The organism is Atopostipes suicloacalis DSM 15692, assembly GCF_900129085.1.
In the GTDB taxonomy this organism is placed as follows: Bacteria; Bacillota; Bacilli; order Lactobacillales; family Carnobacteriaceae_A; genus Atopostipes; species Atopostipes suicloacalis.
On record NZ_FQUF01000024.1, the window covers coordinates 15,751 to 36,622 of the forward strand.

General features: G+C 32.4%; 19 protein-coding genes. 5 read left to right on the forward strand and 14 right to left on the reverse strand.

Annotation, left to right across the window (positions count from 1 at the left end; all coding sequences use genetic code 11):
* Nucleotides 1–32 precede the first annotated feature (32 nt).
* Nucleotides 33–344, reverse strand: a complete 312-nt coding sequence (locus tag BUB96_RS10170) for a hypothetical protein (protein ID WP_084137017.1) — start codon at nucleotides 342–344, stop codon at nucleotides 33–35.
* Nucleotides 310–669: a hypothetical protein gene (locus tag BUB96_RS10175; RefSeq protein WP_084137020.1), complete on the reverse strand. Its 360-nt coding sequence runs from the start codon at nucleotides 667–669 to the stop codon at nucleotides 310–312. Before BUB96_RS10175 ends, BUB96_RS10170 begins: the two co-directional genes overlap by 35 nt.
* A 266-nt stretch (nucleotides 670–935) precedes the next feature.
* On the opposite strand from BUB96_RS10175, the gene BUB96_RS07720 reads away from it, so the two are divergent.
* Nucleotides 936–1,838: a substrate-binding domain-containing protein gene (locus tag BUB96_RS07720; protein ID WP_073298302.1), complete on the forward strand. Its 903-nt coding sequence runs from the start codon at nucleotides 936–938 to the stop codon at nucleotides 1,836–1,838.
* 68 nt (nucleotides 1,839–1,906) lie between these two features.
* Here the strand turns inward: BUB96_RS07720 and BUB96_RS07725 are convergent, their stop codons facing one another.
* The 10 genes from BUB96_RS07725 to BUB96_RS07770 all read right to left on the reverse strand — a co-directional run bounded on the left by BUB96_RS07725 (nucleotide 1,907) and on the right by BUB96_RS07770 (nucleotide 14,811).
* Complete coding sequence (locus tag BUB96_RS07725) at nucleotides 1,907–2,350, reverse strand: YtxH domain-containing protein (RefSeq protein WP_073298303.1); 444 nt, start codon at nucleotides 2,348–2,350, stop codon at nucleotides 1,907–1,909.
* A 160-nt stretch (nucleotides 2,351–2,510) separates the two neighbouring features.
* A complete protein-coding gene (locus tag BUB96_RS07730) occupies nucleotides 2,511–3,254 on the reverse strand; it encodes a DUF3307 domain-containing protein (protein ID WP_234945827.1) in 744 nt (247 codons plus the stop codon).
* Nucleotides 3,251–3,922: a SatD family protein gene (locus tag BUB96_RS07735; protein WP_073298304.1), complete on the reverse strand. Its 672-nt coding sequence runs from the start codon at nucleotides 3,920–3,922 to the stop codon at nucleotides 3,251–3,253. Before BUB96_RS07735 ends, BUB96_RS07730 begins: the two co-directional genes overlap by 4 nt.
* A gap of 108 nt (nucleotides 3,923–4,030) precedes the next feature.
* A complete protein-coding gene (gene abc-f / locus BUB96_RS07740) occupies nucleotides 4,031–5,623 on the reverse strand; it encodes a ribosomal protection-like ABC-F family protein (protein ID WP_073298305.1) in 1,593 nt (530 codons plus the stop codon).
* Between the two features lie 380 nt (nucleotides 5,624–6,003).
* Nucleotides 6,004–7,476, reverse strand: a complete 1,473-nt coding sequence (abc-f, locus tag BUB96_RS07745) for a ribosomal protection-like ABC-F family protein (protein WP_073298306.1) — start codon at nucleotides 7,474–7,476, stop codon at nucleotides 6,004–6,006.
* A 430-nt stretch (nucleotides 7,477–7,906) separates the two neighbouring features.
* Nucleotides 7,907–10,546, reverse strand: coding sequence for a bifunctional acetaldehyde-CoA/alcohol dehydrogenase (gene adhE, locus BUB96_RS07750; protein WP_073298307.1), 2,640 nt, complete (start codon nucleotides 10,544–10,546; stop codon nucleotides 7,907–7,909).
* A 290-nt stretch (nucleotides 10,547–10,836) separates the two neighbouring features.
* Nucleotides 10,837–12,240, reverse strand: a complete 1,404-nt coding sequence (locus BUB96_RS07755; protein ID WP_084137023.1) for an ABC transporter ATP-binding protein — start codon at nucleotides 12,238–12,240, stop codon at nucleotides 10,837–10,839.
* Complete coding sequence (locus tag BUB96_RS07760) at nucleotides 12,237–12,935, reverse strand: energy-coupling factor transporter transmembrane component T (RefSeq protein ID WP_073298309.1); 699 nt, start codon at nucleotides 12,933–12,935, stop codon at nucleotides 12,237–12,239. Before BUB96_RS07760 ends, BUB96_RS07755 begins: the two co-directional genes overlap by 4 nt.
* Nucleotides 12,935–13,534, reverse strand: coding sequence for an MptD family putative ECF transporter S component (locus tag BUB96_RS07765; protein WP_073298310.1), 600 nt, complete (start codon nucleotides 13,532–13,534; stop codon nucleotides 12,935–12,937). The genes BUB96_RS07760 and BUB96_RS07765 overlap by 1 nt, the downstream gene beginning before the upstream one ends.
* A gap of 125 nt (nucleotides 13,535–13,659) precedes the next feature.
* A complete protein-coding gene (locus BUB96_RS07770) occupies nucleotides 13,660–14,811 on the reverse strand; it encodes an AI-2E family transporter (protein WP_073298311.1) in 1,152 nt (383 codons plus the stop codon).
* Between the two features lie 325 nt (nucleotides 14,812–15,136).
* On the opposite strand from BUB96_RS07770, the gene BUB96_RS07775 reads away from it, so the two are divergent.
* Nucleotides 15,137–15,934, forward strand: a complete 798-nt coding sequence (locus tag BUB96_RS07775) for a CorA family divalent cation transporter (RefSeq protein ID WP_073298312.1) — start codon at nucleotides 15,137–15,139, stop codon at nucleotides 15,932–15,934.
* 47 nt (nucleotides 15,935–15,981) lie between these two features.
* Here BUB96_RS07775 and BUB96_RS07780 read toward each other — a convergent pair whose 3' ends face one another.
* Nucleotides 15,982–17,139 carry an AI-2E family transporter gene (locus BUB96_RS07780; RefSeq protein ID WP_073298313.1) on the reverse strand — a complete coding sequence of 386 codons (1,158 nt, stop codon included), beginning with the start codon at nucleotides 17,137–17,139 and terminating at the stop codon, nucleotides 15,982–15,984.
* Nucleotides 17,140–17,253: 114 nt separating this feature from the next.
* A complete protein-coding gene (locus tag BUB96_RS07785) occupies nucleotides 17,254–17,721 on the reverse strand; it encodes a GNAT family N-acetyltransferase (protein ID WP_073298314.1) in 468 nt (155 codons plus the stop codon).
* A gap of 146 nt (nucleotides 17,722–17,867) precedes the next feature.
* On the opposite strand from BUB96_RS07785, the gene BUB96_RS07790 reads away from it, so the two are divergent.
* The 3 genes from BUB96_RS07790 (at nucleotide 17,868) to BUB96_RS07800 (ending at nucleotide 20,753) form a co-directional block, all read left to right on the forward strand.
* Entirely contained in the window at nucleotides 17,868–18,911 is a 1,044-nt protein-coding gene (locus BUB96_RS07790; RefSeq protein ID WP_076611814.1) for an IS1595-like element ISBsp6 family transposase, read from the forward strand.
* A 93-nt stretch (nucleotides 18,912–19,004) separates the two neighbouring features.
* Nucleotides 19,005–19,793, forward strand: a complete 789-nt coding sequence (locus BUB96_RS07795; protein ID WP_073294274.1) for an MBL fold metallo-hydrolase — start codon at nucleotides 19,005–19,007, stop codon at nucleotides 19,791–19,793.
* 123 nt (nucleotides 19,794–19,916) lie between these two features.
* Nucleotides 19,917–20,753 (forward strand): alpha/beta fold hydrolase, encoded by an 837-nt coding sequence (locus BUB96_RS07800; RefSeq protein ID WP_073294277.1) that lies wholly within the window; start codon nucleotides 19,917–19,919, stop codon nucleotides 20,751–20,753.
* The last annotated feature ends 119 nt before the right edge of the window (nucleotides 20,754–20,872 follow it).

Below are 20,872 nucleotides of genomic sequence, written 5' to 3' on the forward strand. Positions count from 1 at the left end.
ATTTTTCTCAAAAATTGATTAAATCTATTTAATTACAATTGTAGTTTTGAGATTATAGAAGCAACTTGTTCGGCATCACCAGGTTCAACATATTCTGTTTTGATATTTTCAATAATTTTTCGAGTCTCTTTTTCTATTATTGAAGAATCATTAGTATATATTTCAGGATTTCCCCATCGTGTAGGAACAGTATATATATTAATAGTTCCGTCTCCGTTACTGCTATAAGTGACTATACCATCCACTAATCTACTTCCAGATAATTGGATCACATTTTCCGGATAATCTAAACTTCCTTCATCTAGAGCATTAATAGGAGTACCGGCTGAAATTTTTTTCCACATAAATCTCTTCAATCTCTGGATTAGGACTGAATTGCAGCCAGATACGAGCATACTCAATTTCCTCAGTAGAATATGTTTCTAAAAAATCTGTCTCTTTTAGAGATGGTTCAGTCCCTGTGCTTTCTTTTTCATCGATATCTATAGTATTTTCCTCTTCATTTACCTTTTCTTCATCAGACAAATCCTCGGTTGTTGTTTCATTTAATTCTGTAAACTCTTCATCCGGTTGTACAGGCTGCTTAATACTTTCTTCTTTTTCACTGGTACATCCCGCTAATTGAAATCCTAGAAAACTCACTATAGCTAGTTTATAAAACTTATTCATTTTTATATTCAACCTATCTTTCTATGTATAGAATTATACTGTATCGTAACATAAATTTTTCAGTTTCTAATTCTAAATTATAATTAAATACATCCAAATACCGTACCCTAATTTCTGAATATTTCTTTCCTGTTTTATAAATGCTATAATTCAAATAACTTCATTATTCAAAGAGTTAAAAAACATTCATTTCTTTTGAAACGAAATGTTTAAATACCTATTATAAATTTATCCTTTAATTAAGCATTATCAGGAGGAGATGTCATTTGAATAATAAAAAACAAAAAGAGTTTTATAAACAATGGTGGTTTTGGGGAGCAATTCTTATTGCTGGATTTGCAGTGTATTTTATTCTTAATATAAACCAATTCACCTCTCAAAAATTTGAATCTAACCGGGAAATTCATTTATATACTCGGGAAATAGGTTCAGGAACACGTTCTGCTTTTACATCAGTCACTCATTTAACGGATGAGAATGAGGATGATATTCTGTCTCCTAAAGCGACCGTCCAAAATAGTACCAGTGCTACAATGCAAGCGGTCGAAAGTGATCCCCATGGAATCAGCTATATTTCACTCGGTTCATTAAATTCCTCTGTAAAAGCTGTTTCGGTTGATGGCGTTGAACCAACAATTGAGAATATACAGACAGGAGATTACGAACTTATTCGAAATTTCAATGTCACTTATGGACAAGAATTAAGTGAAGTGGCAGAAGATTTTTGGCATTTCATGTTCTCGGCTCAAGCTCAAAAACTCGTGGTTAAAGACGGTTATGTACCTGTTGATTCACATGCTCCCGAATATGAGCCTTCTGAGCTTTCTGGATCAATTAGTATTGTAGGTTCCACTTCTGTAGAACCCACTATCCAGCGATTCTCTGAAGCCTATAGAAAATTCAATCCCAATGTCACAATTGATATTACTGCCCCTGGCTCTGGTGCAGGTATTACTTCAGCTATTGATGGGAGTGCCGATATTGGGATGTCTTCAAGAGAGCCCGATGATGACGAAGATGCTCAGCTCATTGAGACAGCTCCAATCGCTGTTGATGGAATTGTTGTCATTGTTAACAACAATAATCCATTAGAAAATCTAGAGATTCAAGAAATTCAAGGTATCTATTTAGAATATCTTGATACGTGGAACGAAATTTTAGAAAATTAGTATTTGTTTTATTAATTAATGGAATGTAAAAAGCCAACCCTATTACCGGTTGGCTTTAGTATTATTTATTACTTATTATCTTTCTTTTTTACATCGTCTGCTGCATCTTCTGCAGTTCCTTTTACATCTTTAGCTGCGTCTTCTGAAGTATCTTTTACATCATCCGCCGCATCTTTAACTGTAGATTTCATATCATCGGATGCTTTTTTAGCCTCATGTTTAACATCTTTTGCTTCTTCGCCTGCTTTTTCTGCTGATTCTTGCGCTGTTTCTTTTACGTCTCCAGCAGCATCTTGCATGGTTGATTTTACATCTTGAGCCGCGTGTTTTGATGTATCAGCAATTTCGGCCCCTTTTTCAACTGCTGTATCTGCATAATCCATTCCTTGTTCTTTGAAGTCATCTAATTTGTCACTGATGTCTTTTCTTGTTTCTTTTCCGCTTTTTGGAGCAAATAAGTAACCAACTCCTAAACCTACTAGCATACCTTTTACAAATGATGAGAATTTCATCCAGCTCACTCCTCTATTTATTTGTTTTTTATATTATACATATAGTATAAGTAAAAGAGATTTCAGAGTACAAACTTAACACTTGAAAAATTGATTTTTCTTTAAATTCTAATATTTTTCATTCATTAAATCCTTTTTAATGACTAAGAATATGATTTTTTTAAAAAATTAGATTATAACTTACCATAATAAGCAGTGAACTAAGTAATGTTCCCAATAAATAATATTCTGCAAACTGTGGATCTTCAGAAATTTTATTATATCTAGCCACTGACTTTGCAGTAAGCACAAAACCAATCGCTGTGAGCTGACCTGCATAGAGCATCAAAAGAATAATCAGGCGTTCAAAAATACCTATCAAAGCTCCAGCATTTGTAATTCCTTCATCCTCTTCTTTTTTATGTATCGGCTCAAAATGATCTAAAATAATCCGAATACTGATACTAGAAGGTTTATAAATTACTAACAACACTAGAATCCAAGATAAAATCAATTCTGAATTCAATTGAAGTTGCAGAATAATATTTTGTAAACGATAGAAATAGTGTACGTCGATTTGATGAAGCATTAAGAAACTTCCACCAAGTAAGATAATTATAAGGTGTAATAATTGATCGAATAAATAGATAGAAATTAATTTTCCATAAGATAATACATGCGTTGCTTTATAGTGATATTTTACAAAATCAATTAGCCAATGCGTAAAAGAAATAACTAGGACTATTATAAATAGCCAGCCATTAATAATGGGTAAAATAGAGATCAATAAGGACAAGGTATAAATCAAACTATGCATAAGAACAGTTTTTTGGTTTTGATTTTGTACAGAGTTATCGGACTGAAAATAATAATCTCCTAGGAAATGACCAATAAACAATAGAAGAAAAATTTCTTTATACATCATTCCCTTTCACCATCCATTTCATTTATATAAGTTTGTAGGTCTTCCATCGATGATTTAAAAGCGAAAAAATCTGTACTCTTTAGAGCTTTACTAACACTCGATTGACCAATATCTAGTACATGAGCAGTTTTATATTGATTTTCATGATTATTTAGATAAGTTTTGATTATTTCTGTCTGTCGGTTAGACCATTTTGATTTAATCGCGGTATTTAATGCAAAAATAGCATTAATCAGTTCAACTTCCTTACGCTCCCTTTGATCCGATAAATATATATTTGTTTTACGAGTGGCATACTGCTGCTCACTCTTTTCAATAATTTCAATGGCTTGTCGTGCATGATGATAGGCTGGACCATCATTTAATTGAGAGTTTAAGGGATCAATAGCCGTTGTAATTTCTCCAATCCCAATACCAAAACGGAATTCAACCGGAAATAGTTCAAGTTCTACATCAAAAATTATTTGCATAAAAGGAGATGACATCTTTAATAAACCTTGAAAACTATCTCCCATTGAAATAGAGCATTTGGATACCCATTCTTCTTGGTACTTTTTATTTATGGTTTCTAATACGTCTAATAATTTCCTTTGTACTTCTTCTCGATTTTCTAATAAGCGTGAATCATAGATATCTCCAATTACTGCAATATATTCTTGTTTAGTCATTTTGATCACCTCTACGTTATTATATGATATCCAATATTATGAATCAAGTAAATTGATTCATAATATAAGGAATCTATATAGATGATTCGTATTTTAAGGAATCATAAATCACGCCTCTTCCTCAAGCATCGTCTTCTTCTTTATTAATTTTTTAAATTCTTCCTCAAGTACATTCTTTTCGTCTTCTGTAAGCATTGAATCTCCTAGCTTACTTAACACTGTAGTGATAGCCAGTTCTATTTTTGTTAATTGTTCAGCTACTAGATCTCGTTCTTTTTGATGATCCCAGTTATGATATTCTTCGTAATCACCTTCGAAAAATATTAATTGGTTTTCTTCAAAAATTAAAAGCTGAGTTGCAATATTAGATATGAACTGACGATCATGCGAGACAAATAAAATCGTTCCTTCATATTCCTTGAGTAATTCCTCTAAAGCATCAAGAGCATAAATATCTAAAAAATTTGTAGGTTCATCCAAGATTAAAGTATTACAATCACTTACGAAAATTTTAGCTAGCGAAGCCTTAACTTTTTCTCCGCCACTTAATACGTTAACCTTTTTATATACATCTTCATTAGGAAAGCCTAATCGAGCAAGTACAGTCCGAATAAGTGTTTCATTTTGTTTAGAGCTTTCTTTTACATTTTCAAGAATTGTTTTTGTGGAATCCAATACATCCATATCTTGAGCAAAATAACCAATTTTAACTGCAGGAGAAAGGTATAGATTCTTGTCTGATTTTTCAATGATCTTTTTTAAAAATGTTGTTTTCCCACTACCATTCGGTCCAATAATGCCTACTTTATCTCCACCTTTTACAAAAAATGTTGCAGGCTGCCAAAGTTTTTTGTTTTCAACTTGTCCAACTACTTTTTCAGCACGTAAGATTATTTTATTTTTAAAAGCTTGTACATTAGGTAGAGTCATTTTGAGTGACATTTCTTCTTTAGGTCTTTCAACTTCTTCAAGTTTTTCTAAGCGTGTTTGCAGAGCTTTCCGGTTTTGATGTAATCCTTTTTGTAATTTTGCAAAATAAGGCTTTGCACCTTTTATACGTGCCTCAGAGGAAGATAAATTCTTAGGCGCTTTAGTGGCTCTTTCAGCTTGTCTATCTTTTTGTATAATCGCTTCTTCTAACTGTTGCTCTTTTTGCTTAAACTTTTCATATTCTTTTTGTTGGTACTTCTTTTCATTTTCTTTTTGTTCAAGATAATTTGAGTAATTACCCGGATATTCTGTAATTTGTCCCTCTTCTAATTCCCAAATGGTCTCACAAACATTATCTAATAGTGTTCGATCATGAGATATCAAAAGAAGCATCCCTTGAAAATCCTGAAGCTTCTTCTCTACCCATTCGACATGTGAGGTATCTAAATTTGTCGTCGGTTCATCCGCTAACAAAATATTGGGCGATTGAGTCAAAATACGAACAAAATAGTCTTGAGAAACTTCACCACCACTTTTATAAGTATTGGTTTGTTTCAACTGTGGAAGCATACCTATTGTTCCACTAACTGAAAAACGACTAATATCTGTCTCTACTTCACCTAGCAAAGCTTTAAATAACGTAGTTTTTCCACTTCCATTCTTTCCAATTAACCCAATTTTTTGATTACTATCTACTCTTAAATCTTTTAAGTCAAGCAAATCTCTAATACCAATAGAAACTTTAAGATGTTGAATATTAATAGCATTCATTGCATTTCCTCCTAAAAATCGGAAGCATAAAAATAGCCCCCGTACACATAAAATGGGAGCATATAAAGTATTGGCAATTAAAATAGTTCTATATAAATAAAAATACAGACTAAGCCCCTACTCCCATTATTCCAATTCGACAAATAGACGTATTAAAATAAGACATACGATTTCCGTAGTCAAAATATTTATCTCATCTATTTCTTGGAAAAACAGGTTTAGTTGCGCATCGTTTTAATTTTGCCCTCTTTTCTATATTTATTTAATCTAAATTACCACGTGAAAACGTTTTTGTCAAACTTAAAAAAATATATAGTGGATAGCATAAAGCCCATTTCTCTATTAAAACAAACGGGCTCTGATAAATATCTAAACTTATATTAATATTCTATTAACTTTAATTTCCGACTTTCTATACGCCAGATTTGATCCGCAACATTTTCCACAAAGTATTTATCATGCGATGTAAATAGAATAGTTCCCCTATAGCTTTTCATCAATACTTCCAAAGCTTCAATTGTCTGCACATCAATAAAATTCGTCGGTTCATCTAATATTAAAACATTACTGGGATCTGTAAATAATTTTGCAATAGCTAATCTTGTAGCTTCTCCTCCACTTAAATCAGAAACAATTTTCTTAACAATTTCGACTTGCTCAAAACCAAGATTATTTAATATACTTCGAATAATAGGCTCTTTCATGTGAGAGTCCTGTTTCAAAAATTCCAATATCGTTTTATCTTCAGTTAATTGGTAAGCCATCTGTTTATAAACAGAAAAGACAATTTTATTTGATAGAGTAATTCCTTCACTATTTGTAATAATATGATTTAATAAAGTAGATTTTCCAGATCCATTGGGTCCCACAATGGCAATTCGTTTCCCTATCGGCAATTGAAAATTTGCCTCATCAAATAGATATTTTTTTCCTTTTTGAATCGAAATTTTTTGACCCATAATTGGAAAATCATTATGCATCTCCAAATTTTCCGGTTCAGGGAATTGAATCAAATGGTCTGTTTCCACTTTTCCTACAGTTTCTAATTGCTCAACTCGTTTCTCAATAGCTTTAGCAGATCTATGAGCAGCTTTTTGAACAGTATCTTTTTGTTTTGAAGAAGATAAGCGATCTGGTTTTACGAATCTATTTTTCTGTTTTTCACTTACATTTGATAATTTTTCTGCACGTGCTTGTTTTTCTTTTGCTGCTTGTTCTAAACGACTCTTTTCCTTTATAAATTTCTCATAAGCATTCTGTTGTTCAATCAATTCTTGTTGTTTTAATTCTTGGTATATAGAATAGTTTCCTGGATATACCGTAATTTTCCCATTATCCACCTCCCAAATAATATCAACAATTTCATCTAGAAAATAACGATTATGACTTACAACAAGTAAAGTTCCATAATAATATTTCAATTCATCAATTAAAAATTGTATTCCTTCAATGTCTAAATGTGTAGTAGGCTCATCCATTAATAAACCTAAATTATAAGTTGAAAAATATTCAGCAAGCCGTAAACGTGTCTTTTCACCACCACTCAAATGTGCGACTTCATGACTCGGAACATCTAAACGAGATAAATGTTCCGGGTCAATTTTTGTATAATCCGGATTAATATTTTCTTTAATTTGTTCATAATACTCAAATTCAATTAAGCGATGGATATTTCCGATATCCGGTTTCATTTTTTTAGCGATTAAGTTAAGAAGCGTTGATTTCCCTTCTCCGTTTCCTCCAACAATACCTATTTTTTCATTTTCATAAACTTTTAAATTTTCAATTGTTAATACATTTTTACTCATAAAACTTTTCTCCACATGATTTAGTTCAAGGACAAGATTTTCCATTTTTTAATCACTCCTGCATTTTTTATTCCTTCATAACCATCTAATTTAGGCAATAAAAAATGCAGATCAAAGTATTATCGGCTTTAAGCTGCAAAAATAATCATATTCTGGATACATAAATAAACAATTTTCTCCCGAATTTATCTTGGAAGAAAAACTGTTATTAGATGTGCCATCCAATAAAGATTTTTTTTAAGCATGACAAATAAGCCAATCTAATAGATAAGATTGAACTGCTTCTTATTGCCATTCTTAACGTAATCTCATTGAAGCCACCATCTGTATACCTCTCCTTTTTTATCTACAGATAATTTATCATACACTCTTTATTATTTCAAGAATCTATTTATTTATCTTGTAATAAAAATAGAGAATAGATAAGAGTACATTCTCTATCCATTCTCTATCTCTCTATCGCTTAAAGAATTAATTATTTAATTCTTCCCGGTTGTTTTTCATAGCCGTAGTAAGCATCTGCTAAAATCTCTTCCATATCACTCACTAAAGCTAAGCGTGGGTTACATGGTGTACATTGGTCTTCGTAAGCTAGATAAGCGATGTCTGAAATTTTTGACATATACTCTTCTTTATCTAAGCCCTGTTCTTTAAAACTCATTTGAACACCGACCTTTTTACCTAAATCATAAACAGCTTGAGCTAACGAAGCGACTCCTTCTTCAGGTGTTTCGCAAGGTAATCCTAATACTTTTGCAATTTCTTGATAATGAACATCTGCTCGATAAGTATTATATTTAGGCCAATTAGATGTCTTAGAAGGACGAGTTCCATTATAGCGTATAACATAAGGTAAGAGAGCAGCATTTGTTGCGCCATGAACAGTATGGAAAACTCCACCAAGTTTATGTGCCATGGAGTGAGAGATTCCTAAGAAGGCACTTGCAAAAGCCATTCCTGCAATTGTTGAAGCATTATGCATTTTCTCTCGGGATTCAAAATCTCCTACTTTAACCGATTGTTCTAGATTTTCAAATACAAGTTTTATTGCTTGCAACGCTAATCCATCCGTATAGTCATTCCCCATTGTACTGACGTAAGCTTCCATCGCATGAGTTAAAACGTCCATACCAGTATCAGCTGCTACGTTTGCTGGAACTGTCATAACAAATGAAGGATCGACAATTGCAATTGTTGGGGTTAATGCGTAATCTGTTAAAGGATATTTCATATTGTTTTCTCTATCAGAAATTACAGCAAATGGTGTCACTTCTGAACCTGTACCAGAAGTTGTAGGAATACCTACAAATTTAGCTTTTTCGCCTAATAATGGGAAACGGAAAGCGCGTTTTCGGATGTCCATAAATTTCTGCACTAAATCGTTAAAATCGATTTGTGGTTGTTCATAAAATAACCACATTGCTTTAGCTGCATCAATTGGAGAACCTCCACCTAACGCAATAATAGTATCTGGCTGGAATTCGTGCATAGCTTCCGCACCTTTACGAACAGTTTTAATATCCGGATCAGGTTCAACATCATTAAAGATATGGTAAATAACTTTATTTCTTCGGGAATGTAATTGTTCAATAATACGGTCTACAAATCCTAATTCAACCATTGCATTATCAGTAACAATCATTACCTTTTCAACATTACGCATTTTTTGTAAATATTGAATTGAATCACGTTCGAAATAAATTCGAGAAGGCACTCTAAACCATTGCATGTTATTTCTACGTCTCCCTACTTTTTTAATATTGAGAAGATGGTTGGCATTGACATTACCACCCACCGAATTACTTCCATATGAACCACACCCTAAAGTTAAAGAAGGCTCAAAGGCATTATAAACGTCTCCAATTCCTCCAAAAGTAGAAGGAGAATTCCATATTACACGAATAGCTTTTACTTCTTCACCATATTTTTTAGATAAGGCTTCATCTGCAGTATGAATAGATGCAGAATGCCCTAAACCGTGAAATTCAACCATTTTCTTTGCATTTTCAATTCCGTCTTTTTGCGATTTTGCTTTGTATAGACCCAGAATCGGAGATAATTTTTCACGAGACATAGGTTCTCGTTCCCCAATTTCTTTGATTTCTACGCCTAAAATACTTGTACCTTCTGGAACTTTAAAGCCTGCATTCTTTGCAATATCTATTGCGTCCATACCAACAACATCAGGATTTAACTTCGCTTTTTTAGCTTCAGTACTATTTGCCGTTACTCCGAAAACATATTTTTCAAGAAGTTTTTTTTCTTCAGCACTTACAATATATGTGTGATAAGTTTTGATTTCATTAATAAAGTCTTTATAAATTTCTTTATCAATAATTGCTCCAGATTCAGAAGCACAAACCATTCCATTATCGAAAGATTTACTCATTACAATATCATGTGCAGCTTGTTTAATATCACAAGACTTTTCAACATAAGCTGGAACGTTTCCTGCACCAACTCCAAGAGCAGGTTTCCCGCAAGAATAAGCGGATTTCACCATCGCATTTCCACCTGTTGCAAGAATCGTTGCAATATCTTCATGATTCATCAAAGCATTGGTTGCTTCTATTGAAGGTTTTTCAATCCATTGAATACAATCTTTAGGGGCTCCCGCCTTAATGGCTGCTTCATATACAACTTCTGCTGCAGCTATCGAACAGTTAATGGCTGATGGATGAAAAGAAAAGATAATAGGATTCCGTGTTTTCAAAGAAATGAGAGCTTTGAAAATAGTTGTTGATGTAGGATTTGTTGTTGGAGTTATCCCACAAATAACCCCTAATGGATCAGCAATTGTCGTAATACCATTTACTTCATCTTCATCGATGACTCCTACCGTTTTTAAATGTCGCATATTATTAATAACATGTTCACAAGCAAATAAGTTTTTTGTAGCTTTATCTTCAAAAACTCCACGTTTTGTTTCATCAATGGCCAATTTAGCTAGCTTTCCGTGCTGTTCTAAAGCAGCTACTGAAGCTTTCGCTACGATAAAATCTACTTCTTCTTGATTATATTCTCTAAACCTTTCAAGGGCTTTGGTTCCTTTTTGGACTAATTCATCAATATTATCTACTACAGAAATTTTTGGCTCTTTTACTTTTTCAACCATTTTTTCCATCTCCTTTAATAATCGTGTTGATTAATTCAAACCCATTATAAACAGGAAAAAATAAAAAGTAAAGTCATTTGTGAAACTTTTAACAAACTGAAAACGTATTCATTTTGATAATTGAAATAGATAACAACAATGTTTGTGAACATCTATTAATCTATACATGAAATAGTAAGGTTTGATTATATAAAAGATTGTGAATGTAGTAACATAAAAAATTAACCTTTTTCTTCATCTTTTAAAAAAACATCATCTCCTCGTAGTTTCTTTGAATGATTAATTTCACTCTATTTTTTTAAATGAATAATCGAATCGCACCATTTTGCAGCAAGTTCTTCGTCATGTGTAATAATAACGATTACTCGCTTTGTTGTTTTTAATCTTTCTAACAACTGTCCAAATCGTTCCATATGCAAATAATCCAGTCCACTAGTAGGTTCATCAAAAATGATGAGTTCTTTGCCCGAAAGAATGGCTGAGGCTATGGCAACTCTTTGCTTTTGTCCTTCAGATAAGCTCATTGGATGTCTTTTTCTATAAGGAGATAAATTTAAAGTTTCAATTACTTCCTCTAAATATTCTGGATGTTTAGAACCTAAGAGAATTTCATTTTCAACTGAATCGCTAAATAATTGATAGTTCATATCCTGCATGACTAAAAAACTTTTTTTAATTAATTGTTTAGGAGACATTTTCTTTCCTTGCCACAAGATTTCTCCGGAGATAGGTGCCTGTAAACCAGTTAATGTATTTGCTAAGGTAGACTTGCCCGTTCCATTTTCACCCATTAAACCAATAATTTTATTTGACTGGAAGTTTAAGTTTACTCTTGATAAAACTTTATGACTTGGGTATCCAATTTCTAAATCTTTTGTTTGCAACATGCCCTTTTCTCTGCTTGTTAAGAGATTCGTTTTTTCTTGAATATCTTCTCGATATGGCGATAAATTCATTGAGCGAAGACCTAAGTAATGCAGTTCATCATTCGTTATTTTATTGAACTCTGAAGCAGACCACTCATTCTTAATTTTTCCTTCTTCAAACAAAATATAACGATCGACAAAATCTTTTGCCCACGAAAGACGATGTTCAAAAAGAATTATTGTTATATTTTTCTTTTTTAAATTTTTTACCATTTTAGAAATTCTGTTAATTGCTTCCTGATCAAGATTGCTTGTCACTTCATCAAGAACTAAAATACTAGGTTCCAACATGTTTGCTGAGACAAATGCAATCTGTTGTTTCTCACCACCCGACAGCTTAAATATATTTCGTTCTAATAAATGCGAAATCTGAAAAGAAACAGCCTTGTTTTGAATTTGTTGGCGAATATCATCGAGCTCCATCCCAATATTTTCTAAAGGAAAAGCTAATTCACTGGTCGTATCTACAGTAAAATGCTGTGTCTTAGGGTTTTGAAACACACTCCCTACGATTGGCAGATACTCTTCAATATCTGCCTCTCCCGCATTTAAATTTGCCGTGTGCATATTCCCACTTAGATTACCTTCTATATAATTAGGGCTAATACCGTTTAATAACCTAGAAAAAGAAGTCTTCCCACTTCCGCTAGCTCCACAAATGAGAACACATTCTCCTGGATACACTTCAAAATTAATATCTTTTAAAAAAGGAGCTTTGCTATGTAAATATTGAAAGGAAACTTGTTCACTTTTGATTATAGATTTCACAAATAAACTCCTCCTAAATGTAATACTAGTGGTATGAAAGCAAGTACAACATATAACCAGTCATATAAAGTCAATTTTAATGGCACAATGGATGTATGTTTTCCGGATAAACTAAGTCCTTTTGTTAAAGATGAGATGGTTAAGTCTTCAGCGACTTGAGTAGCATTCATTAATAAAGGAATTAATAGATATTCTAGGGTTTGAATAGGATGTTTAACTAAATCCCATAAATTAGTTCCTACTCCTCTAAAAGCCATCGCTTGACGAATACGCTGATAGTCTTCTCGAATAGTAGGGAAAAATCTAGCGATAACCGCTAAAGGAATTAGTAACCAATTAGGAAAATACAATTTTTTAAACGCAGCAATCCACTCACTAACTGTTGTTGTTTTTATTGAATATGTCCCTGCTATCATACTTGGCAGTAACGAACGCAGGCCAAACACTAAGAACGAGAGAATATAAGTAACAAAAGCATGGTTCATATGGGAAACCAGGAATTGAGAAAGAAGTAACTGTGAAAAATAGATAAGTAAAAACATTATAGCTAAGGAATAGAGTCCCGCTAAAAAGTAAGGTCCAATATAAATAAAAACTAAAATCAATTCTATTGGAAAGCTTAATTGTATACTAATATAGACAGCTGCCAAAATTAATAATAATAACTTAACTCGAGGATCTAACACTCTTTTCATTAGACAATACCCGCTTTTTCAAAGTGTTTATTCATCATTTTTTGTCCAAATAATCCACCAACAATTGCTGCTACTATGATGCCACCAATTAATACGCTTAAGGTATTTTGTGAAATATTATTGAAAACTCCTTCAATATAAGTGGCATCATGCCCCACTTCTATTAGTTGATTGATATAAACAGTTGGAAAGATAAACATTGGAATAACAGGACCAATTGTACTAAATGAAAAAATTAAATAACTTAATAAAAGTCCCTTTTTATTTTTATAACGCATCAAGTAGGCTATACCATCCGCAATAAAAGCAATCACTATACAAATGAATAAAGCGCCCGGAAAACGGCCCATGATAAAAAAGAAGATGCCCATAATAGAGCCCATGATTGTAATCGCCCCAAATCGTGGAACCTTCGCAACCATTAGCATAAAAATAGTGCCTGACAATAATGCGGAAATAACAGGGATAAAAACATAGGAATATCCTGGAATAATGAAAATGACAAGCAAAGCAGAAATCGCAACCATAATAAAATATAAAGCCGTATAAACACCTATCGTAACTAAATCTTTAATTTGGATTTTCTTTTTTTTACTCAATGATGCCAACTCCTCAATAAACTTCTAATAAACATAATAATTCACAGGTTTTAAAAAAACAATAATAAGAGGAATAAAGTACTCCATATTCCTTTTGAAGAAGTAAGTGTTTTATCTTTTGATTTTTAAAGATTTTTTGAATCAGTATTAATGTTAAGCCCCGCTGCTTCCAAGCGATAGTTTACTGTTGCAGATATGAGTGAGTACACAACAGAAACTAAAGGCACACTTACTAACATCCCAATAAGCCCAAAAAAAGAACCTCCAACTGTTACGCTAACCATTACCCAAATACCTGGTAAGCCAACTTTATTCCCAACAACTCTTGGGTAAATAATATTTCCTTCAATTTGTTGAATAATAACAATAAAAATAATAAACCAAACCGCTTGTTTAAAATGAACAACAGATATTAAAGTGAAACCAATAATGCCTCCTATTATTGCTCCATAGATTGGAATCAATGCTAGGGCACCTGTAATAACTGATATTGATAATTTGAAAGGGAAATTAAAAAGAAGCATCCCTAGATAAACTAGCATTCCAAGAATAAAAGCCTCAATAATTGCTCCCCCAACAAAATTCGAAAAAATTTCATTGGCTTTTTGGCCAACATTAATAAAATAATTTGCCCATTTTAATGACCAAACACTATAAATGATTTTTTTAAATTGTCGAATAATTTTTTCTTTATTTGTAAGTAGAAAAAATGCAAACACAATAGCTATAAACATTGTAACTACACTACTAACCGCTCCTGTTATAAAACTTACAATATTCCCCAATGTATTTGTTGCAAAAGCTTGGGCATAATCAATTAAATCTTGCTGAATAGAATTTAAATCAATCTCTAGATTTTGAATAAATTGAATAATTTTAGGATTATTATCAACAAAGCGGTCGAACCAATGAATGATACGAGCAATTTGATTCGGGACTACTTCAATAAAAGAAGTAACAGTTCGTTCTAAATCAGGAATAACTAAAAAAACTAAGAAAAATAAGATAAGAATAACAAACATAAATGAGACGACAATAGCTAATGGACGAAACCATTTTTTATACTCTTTTTGCCATTTCATCACCCAGCTTTCAATTCTTTTAACGGGTAAATTGAGTATAAATGCAAATGAAGCTCCAAAGATAAAAGGCTGAAAAGCTGATATTATTGCATTTAAAAAATTTTGTAGAACTAACATATTATTTACTGCCCAGTATACCAATACTATGATCATCAATAAGCTTAATAGTCTTCCCCAGTTCTTTCTAATATCCATACTTTGTTCCTCTCTTATTACCAATATTTTTAGTATAAATTAATTATATCAAATTTTTATCAAAAAACTGTAGAATAAGAGGATTAAAATTATAACATTTGTTTATTTCGTTATCGTTGACTATTCAATTCTTGAGAATTATGATTAAGAAAATGGAACAGGAGTTATGCCATGAAAAAAAACATATCATATTTCTAGTAATGGATTACAGGAATCTACATCAGACCATGATGTTTTACAAATATACCTCAATCCAAGCGAAAAAGAAAGAAAACAATTCATAAGGTATCATAATTTTCCAGAAGACCTCTTTGATTTTGATGATATGCCTCATATTGCTCCTAGAATTGAAATCTTTCACAAGGAAGAGATTAATCATACCTTATTCTTTGTCTTTTCAAATGTTTTTGATACCTCAGAAGATTCGCAAGTTGAAAAAAGATTTGAACCCCACACATTTATTTTGAAGCAAGAAAAGTTGTTTTGGTTTATGAATGATAAATCTTCCACTTTAGATCAAGAACTCCTAGAAGAAAAAGGGATTAAAATAAATTCTGTACAAAGTATTTTATTGAATGCCGTTCTTCTTTCTTATAGACGATTTACTGAAGAATTAGAAAAACAAAAAGAAGTTATTGACGAACTAAATAAACAAGCCATTCGTTCAACCAGTCGGCAAATTCTAATAGAGGTCTCGGATACGGAGCGTAATCTAGTCATGTTGCAACATACCATTGAGACGCAAGAAGAAGCGGTTACTAAATTATTAGATCATGAAGAGTTTATTGAAAAGCTAAACAATCCTCATCTTGTTCATGATGTTAAATGGTATAATCGTCAAGTTAAAAAATTAATTAATGTTTATCGTGATTTATTGGATTCGGTTAGTAGCTTATTTTCAGATATTATGAGTAATAATTTGAACAAGCTGATGAAATTCCTAAGTTCGTTATCGCTTATAATAGCTTCATCTAGCCTTATTGGTGATTTATGGGGAATGAATACGGGTGGTTTGCCGTTCGAGCAAAGTGAATACGGTACTTTAATCATGATAGGCGTGACCCTCCTTGCAGGAATTATGATGTATTTATTCTTAAAAAACAAAGAATATTTTGATGATTAATTTGAATAAAAAAAGGCTGGAGTTTTTCCAGCCTTTTTTGTGCTTATTTAATTCCTGGCTAAAAGCCAAGCCGTTTTATGATAAACTTCTTTTAAATCAGCAATTGTATTATCTAATATTCCTGAATTAAATACGCTAATCGCTAAAATCATCACTAAAGGACCTAATAAAGCTCCCCAAAGTCCCGAAAATTGAATCCCGGCATAGATACCAATCAGAGCCAGTAACGGAAGCAATCCTGTTTGTTTCCCCATGACTTTAGGTTCTGTTAATCTTCTGAACACAAAGAATATTACTCCTAGTAAAATAAGGAAAACACCTTTTGTTGTATCCCCACCAATCAACTCAATTGCTCCCCATGGAACTAAAACAGCAATAGTACCAAGCAATGGAATAATGTCCACAATTGCCAGAGCTAAAGCAATTATAAAACTATACGGATGTTGATAAATAGTAAAAGCTAAAAACATAAAAACAAAGGCAATTCCAGCAAGGATAAATTGCGTCTTAATGTAGCCAATCACGCCTTTTAAAGCGGAGTTTTTCAAAAGGCTTAAAGAATTTAATAATTGCCGATCTATTCGTTGAATAACAAATCCCCTAATCATATTAAAATCTGACATTAAAAAATATAAAGCTAAGAAAAAGGTAATGAAATTTAATGAAAAGGTTCCTGTTCTAGAAATAATCCAGCCTGTAGATGAAACAGTATGGGTAAGTAAATTACTACTAAAATTTTGTATGAAATTTAAAATACTTTCTGTAAAATTCTCTAGTAGTTCTACTGCTGGTCCTGGTAAAATAACGACTTGTTTACCTATCCAACTTTCTAATTTTTCAAAGGCAGATACAATATTTGACCAATTGTCTTGAATATTTAGTGCTAATCCAATAATTTCTTGTATAATTTTTGCAGTAACTAAATAAATAACTAATGAGATAATAATTAATATAATAAGCGTTAAAAGTAACGTAATAATATTTCTTGAAAAAGAATAATTAAATTTCGTTTTACTCAGCCAATGATTAATTTTATTGACTAACGGATTTACCATAGCAGCAACTAGATAAGCTAATAAAATCGGAAATAAAAGATGAATAACTTTAGGTAATAAATAAAAAACAGCTAAAATTAAAAGAATTGTCAAAATAAGCCGAACCAGTAACCTTTTAAATAACTTTATGTTTGAACTTGATGTATGCACAAGTTCCACCCCTTAATATATGTATTGAAAAATGCTTCCTATATAGTTTAAGGTATTGCTCAATAGAATACCAGATATATTATATAGAAGCAGAACTAAAAAGCTAGAAACTCTTTAACATATTTTTTTAATCATTACTAAACAAGGATTCCACTCATCCCATAATGTTGGAAAGACTTCTAATTTTTTGAATCCCCTTTTTTTGTAAAAAGCAATTGTTTTATCATATTCTTTATAATGACCTTCATCCACCGTTTTAACTTGTAAATAGCTATGCTTCTGAATGGCAGATATTTCGAGCGCATCTATTAATAAGCTTCCAATCCCTTTTCCATGAAAGTCTTTTTTTACTCCCATACAAAATATTTCTGCACAATCAATACTGGTAGCCTTCATGCTGATAAACCCCAAAATTTTCTTTTGACTTTTAGCAACCCAAAATGGCTGCTTTTTCACTTGGTGAATGTATTCTTCGGTACTCTCTGGAAGGCCAAACCACTCAGGTAAGTCAAGTAGGACTTCTTTAGAAATAGTTTCTTTCAATATTTTATCCGTTACTTCTTCGATGATTATTTTTTTCATCCACTAACTCCTCTATCTTTTAGAAACTCAAACAAATTTGTTTATATCATTTTAAATAAGGCTCTGTTAAAGTTAGTTGTTGATAATTGATTTTAAAGAACGAATGTTCTATAATTGAACTAACTACATTAGGGTTGGTGATGATTGTGAGAGCGACTGAAATCCTTAAAGCCATTCAAAAACTAAATCCCGCAGAGAAGCACAGATTGCGTGAATATTTAATTGATGCACTAAGAGCATCAAGTTCGACTGGAACCGTTCTTCACGAAATATCTGAACGTAAGAATAAGAATGGGTATGAATGTCCTGATTGTACATCAGAACATATTGTTCGCTTCGGTAAATATACAACAATCGTTGATGGTGAAGAAGTTAAAAAGCAACGCTATCGCTGTAAGGCTTGTAAAAAGACATTTACCGACCTCACAAATACAGTTCTCTATCGAACTCGTCACCTTAACCAGTGGATTAAATTTATTGAGTGTATGATTGAAGGTTATTCTCTTCGGAAGTCTGCTAACTTAATCGGCAACATTACTCACGTCACTTTATTTTATTGGAGGCACAAACTATTATCATCGTTAAAGCAAATGGAAATACCAAATTTTGAAGGTATCGTTGAAATGGACGAGACCTATTTCTTGTACTCAGAAAAAGGACAAAGAAAAATTAAAGGTAGAAAACCTCGCAAACGTGGTGGTTCAGCAAAGAAACGTGGCATAAGTAATGAACAAGTGTGTGTATTAGTTGCAAGAGACCGTGACAAGACCACTATTTCGCAGATATTAGGTATGGGTAGATTAACGAAAGTACAGTTAGATAAAGCCATCGGGCATAAGCTTTCAAATGAAAATATACTATGCACGGATTCTTGGCGTGCATTTAAAACATATGCTGCTGAAAAGGGAATGGATATTTACCAATTCAAGTCCGATGGTAAAATTCGTACAAAGGGGCTTTACCACATCCAGAACGTGAATAATTATCATAGAAGACTAAAAGGTTGGATACAACGATTTAATGGTGTTGCGACCAAGTATTTAAACAATTACCTTGCTTGGTTTCAGGTCTTAGAAAGTATCCAACATCAAAGAAATGAAGTAACAATGAATGATTTGATAATCAGAGGGAATTTAGTACAGAATTCAGAAACTTATGATACAATTAGGTTAACTAAATTTGCTGTTTAAACAGTGTTTCTTATTCAACTAACGGGGCAGTTTAGTGGAAGAAGGATTTTTAAAAACTATATAGAAACTAACCAAGAAGGGAGGAACTTTTGAATGGTTGAAATTAAAGATTCGTGGTTTACATTACAACAAATTGATGATAAAACTTTTGCTATTAGTGAATATGGACATTGGGAAAAAGTTCATTCCTACTTATTAATTGGTGAGGAAAAAGCAGCCTTAATTGATACTGGGCTTGGAATTGATAACATAAAGAGAATTACAGACCAGCTGACAAACTTACCAATTATTGTTCTGACAACACACGTCCACTGGGATCATATTGGAAGCCACGGTGAATTTGATAATATATATGTACATAAAGATGAAGAAGATTGGCTTATAGAAGGTATCAAGGGGCTTCCCATCGAGCAAATTAGAAAAGATGTAAGTCGTGATATTACAATCCCTACTCCGAAGAGTTTTAATCCAGAAACATATATGCCATTTAAAGGGCATCCCACTGGACTTTTAAATGATGGAGATGAAATAGAGATAGGAAATAGAACATTGACTATATTCCATACTCCAGGGCATTCTCCAGGGCATATTTCAATTTTAGATAATAGCACAGGCTATTTATTTACAGGTGATTTACTTTATGATGGGACTCCAGTATATGCTTTTTTTCCTACGACAGAACCTGTTAAGTTAGTGCAATCATTAAAGAAAATAGCCAACTTATCAAATGTGACGAGGATTTATGGCGGGCATAATACAATAGGTCTTCCATCAAGTCTTTTAGCAGAAGTAAAAAATGCAGTTAAGGAACTTGAAGAAAAAGAACTGGTGAGATTTGGAACTGGAATTCATAAGTTCAAAGGTTTTAGTTTGCAGTTCTAATTATTCTTAATATACGAACGGGTGCTTATCTTAAAGAAGGATTAGCACCCTTTCTTGTTGAATAAATAAAGAACAGGGTTGTTGAATCAGGAATTACTCTAAACCAAGGGAGAAATAGTATAGATGAAGTTTATAACAAGTGATGGATTAGAATTATATTACGATAAGAGTGGAAAAGGAGTTCCTTGTGTATATCTTCACGGTGGCCCAGGTTATTGGAGTAAATCATTTCAATACTTTTCGCAAGAACTTTTAGAAGAGAAATTGGAAATGGTATATTTGGATCAAAGAGGATGTGGGCGTTCCGAACACAGCCCTACGCAAGATTATTCTTTAAATAGGTTAATAGAAGACATTGAAGAACTTAGGGAATTCATTGGGTTTCAGGAATGGTATGTGATGGGACACTCATTTGGCGGAATACTTGCAGTCAACTATGCCGAACGGTTTCCTGAAGGAACGAAAGGAATAATATTATCAAACGCAACACTTCATATGGTTGATTCTTTTGGGCATCAACTGAATAAAGGAGCAAATTTATTAGGGTTAGAAGTTAGGGATTTATCTACAGACGATATAAGTTCATTTATGGATTCCTATTTCTCTATTCTCACGCAATTGCTTGATAAAGAAGTGTATTATAAATTTCAATTTACCAATTTAGAGAACAAAAAGAGAGTAGATTTAATTGACCAATACGGATTAAATAGTGATCCTAAATTCCAACAATACGTGTTCTCTTCAGGGGAATACTTACAAGACTTCACCTCATTATCAAGCGATATTCTTAAATCAGTATTAATTATTGCTGGAGAAGATGATAATGCTGTTGGTCCAAAACATCACCAATTGTTTAACTTTCCAAACTCTAAAACAAGCGTCATAGACGGAAGCCATCACCCTTACATTGAAAACCAATTAAAATTCAGGGATGCTATCTTGAATTTTATTAAAGATTGATTTCTTATTGCACTAAATGGTGCTTTAGTTGATTAAAACATTATTATTTAATAGAACTTCCAGAAAAATGGAAGTTCTAATTTTTTACCTTATATCAACAATAAACTTTAACATAGCCT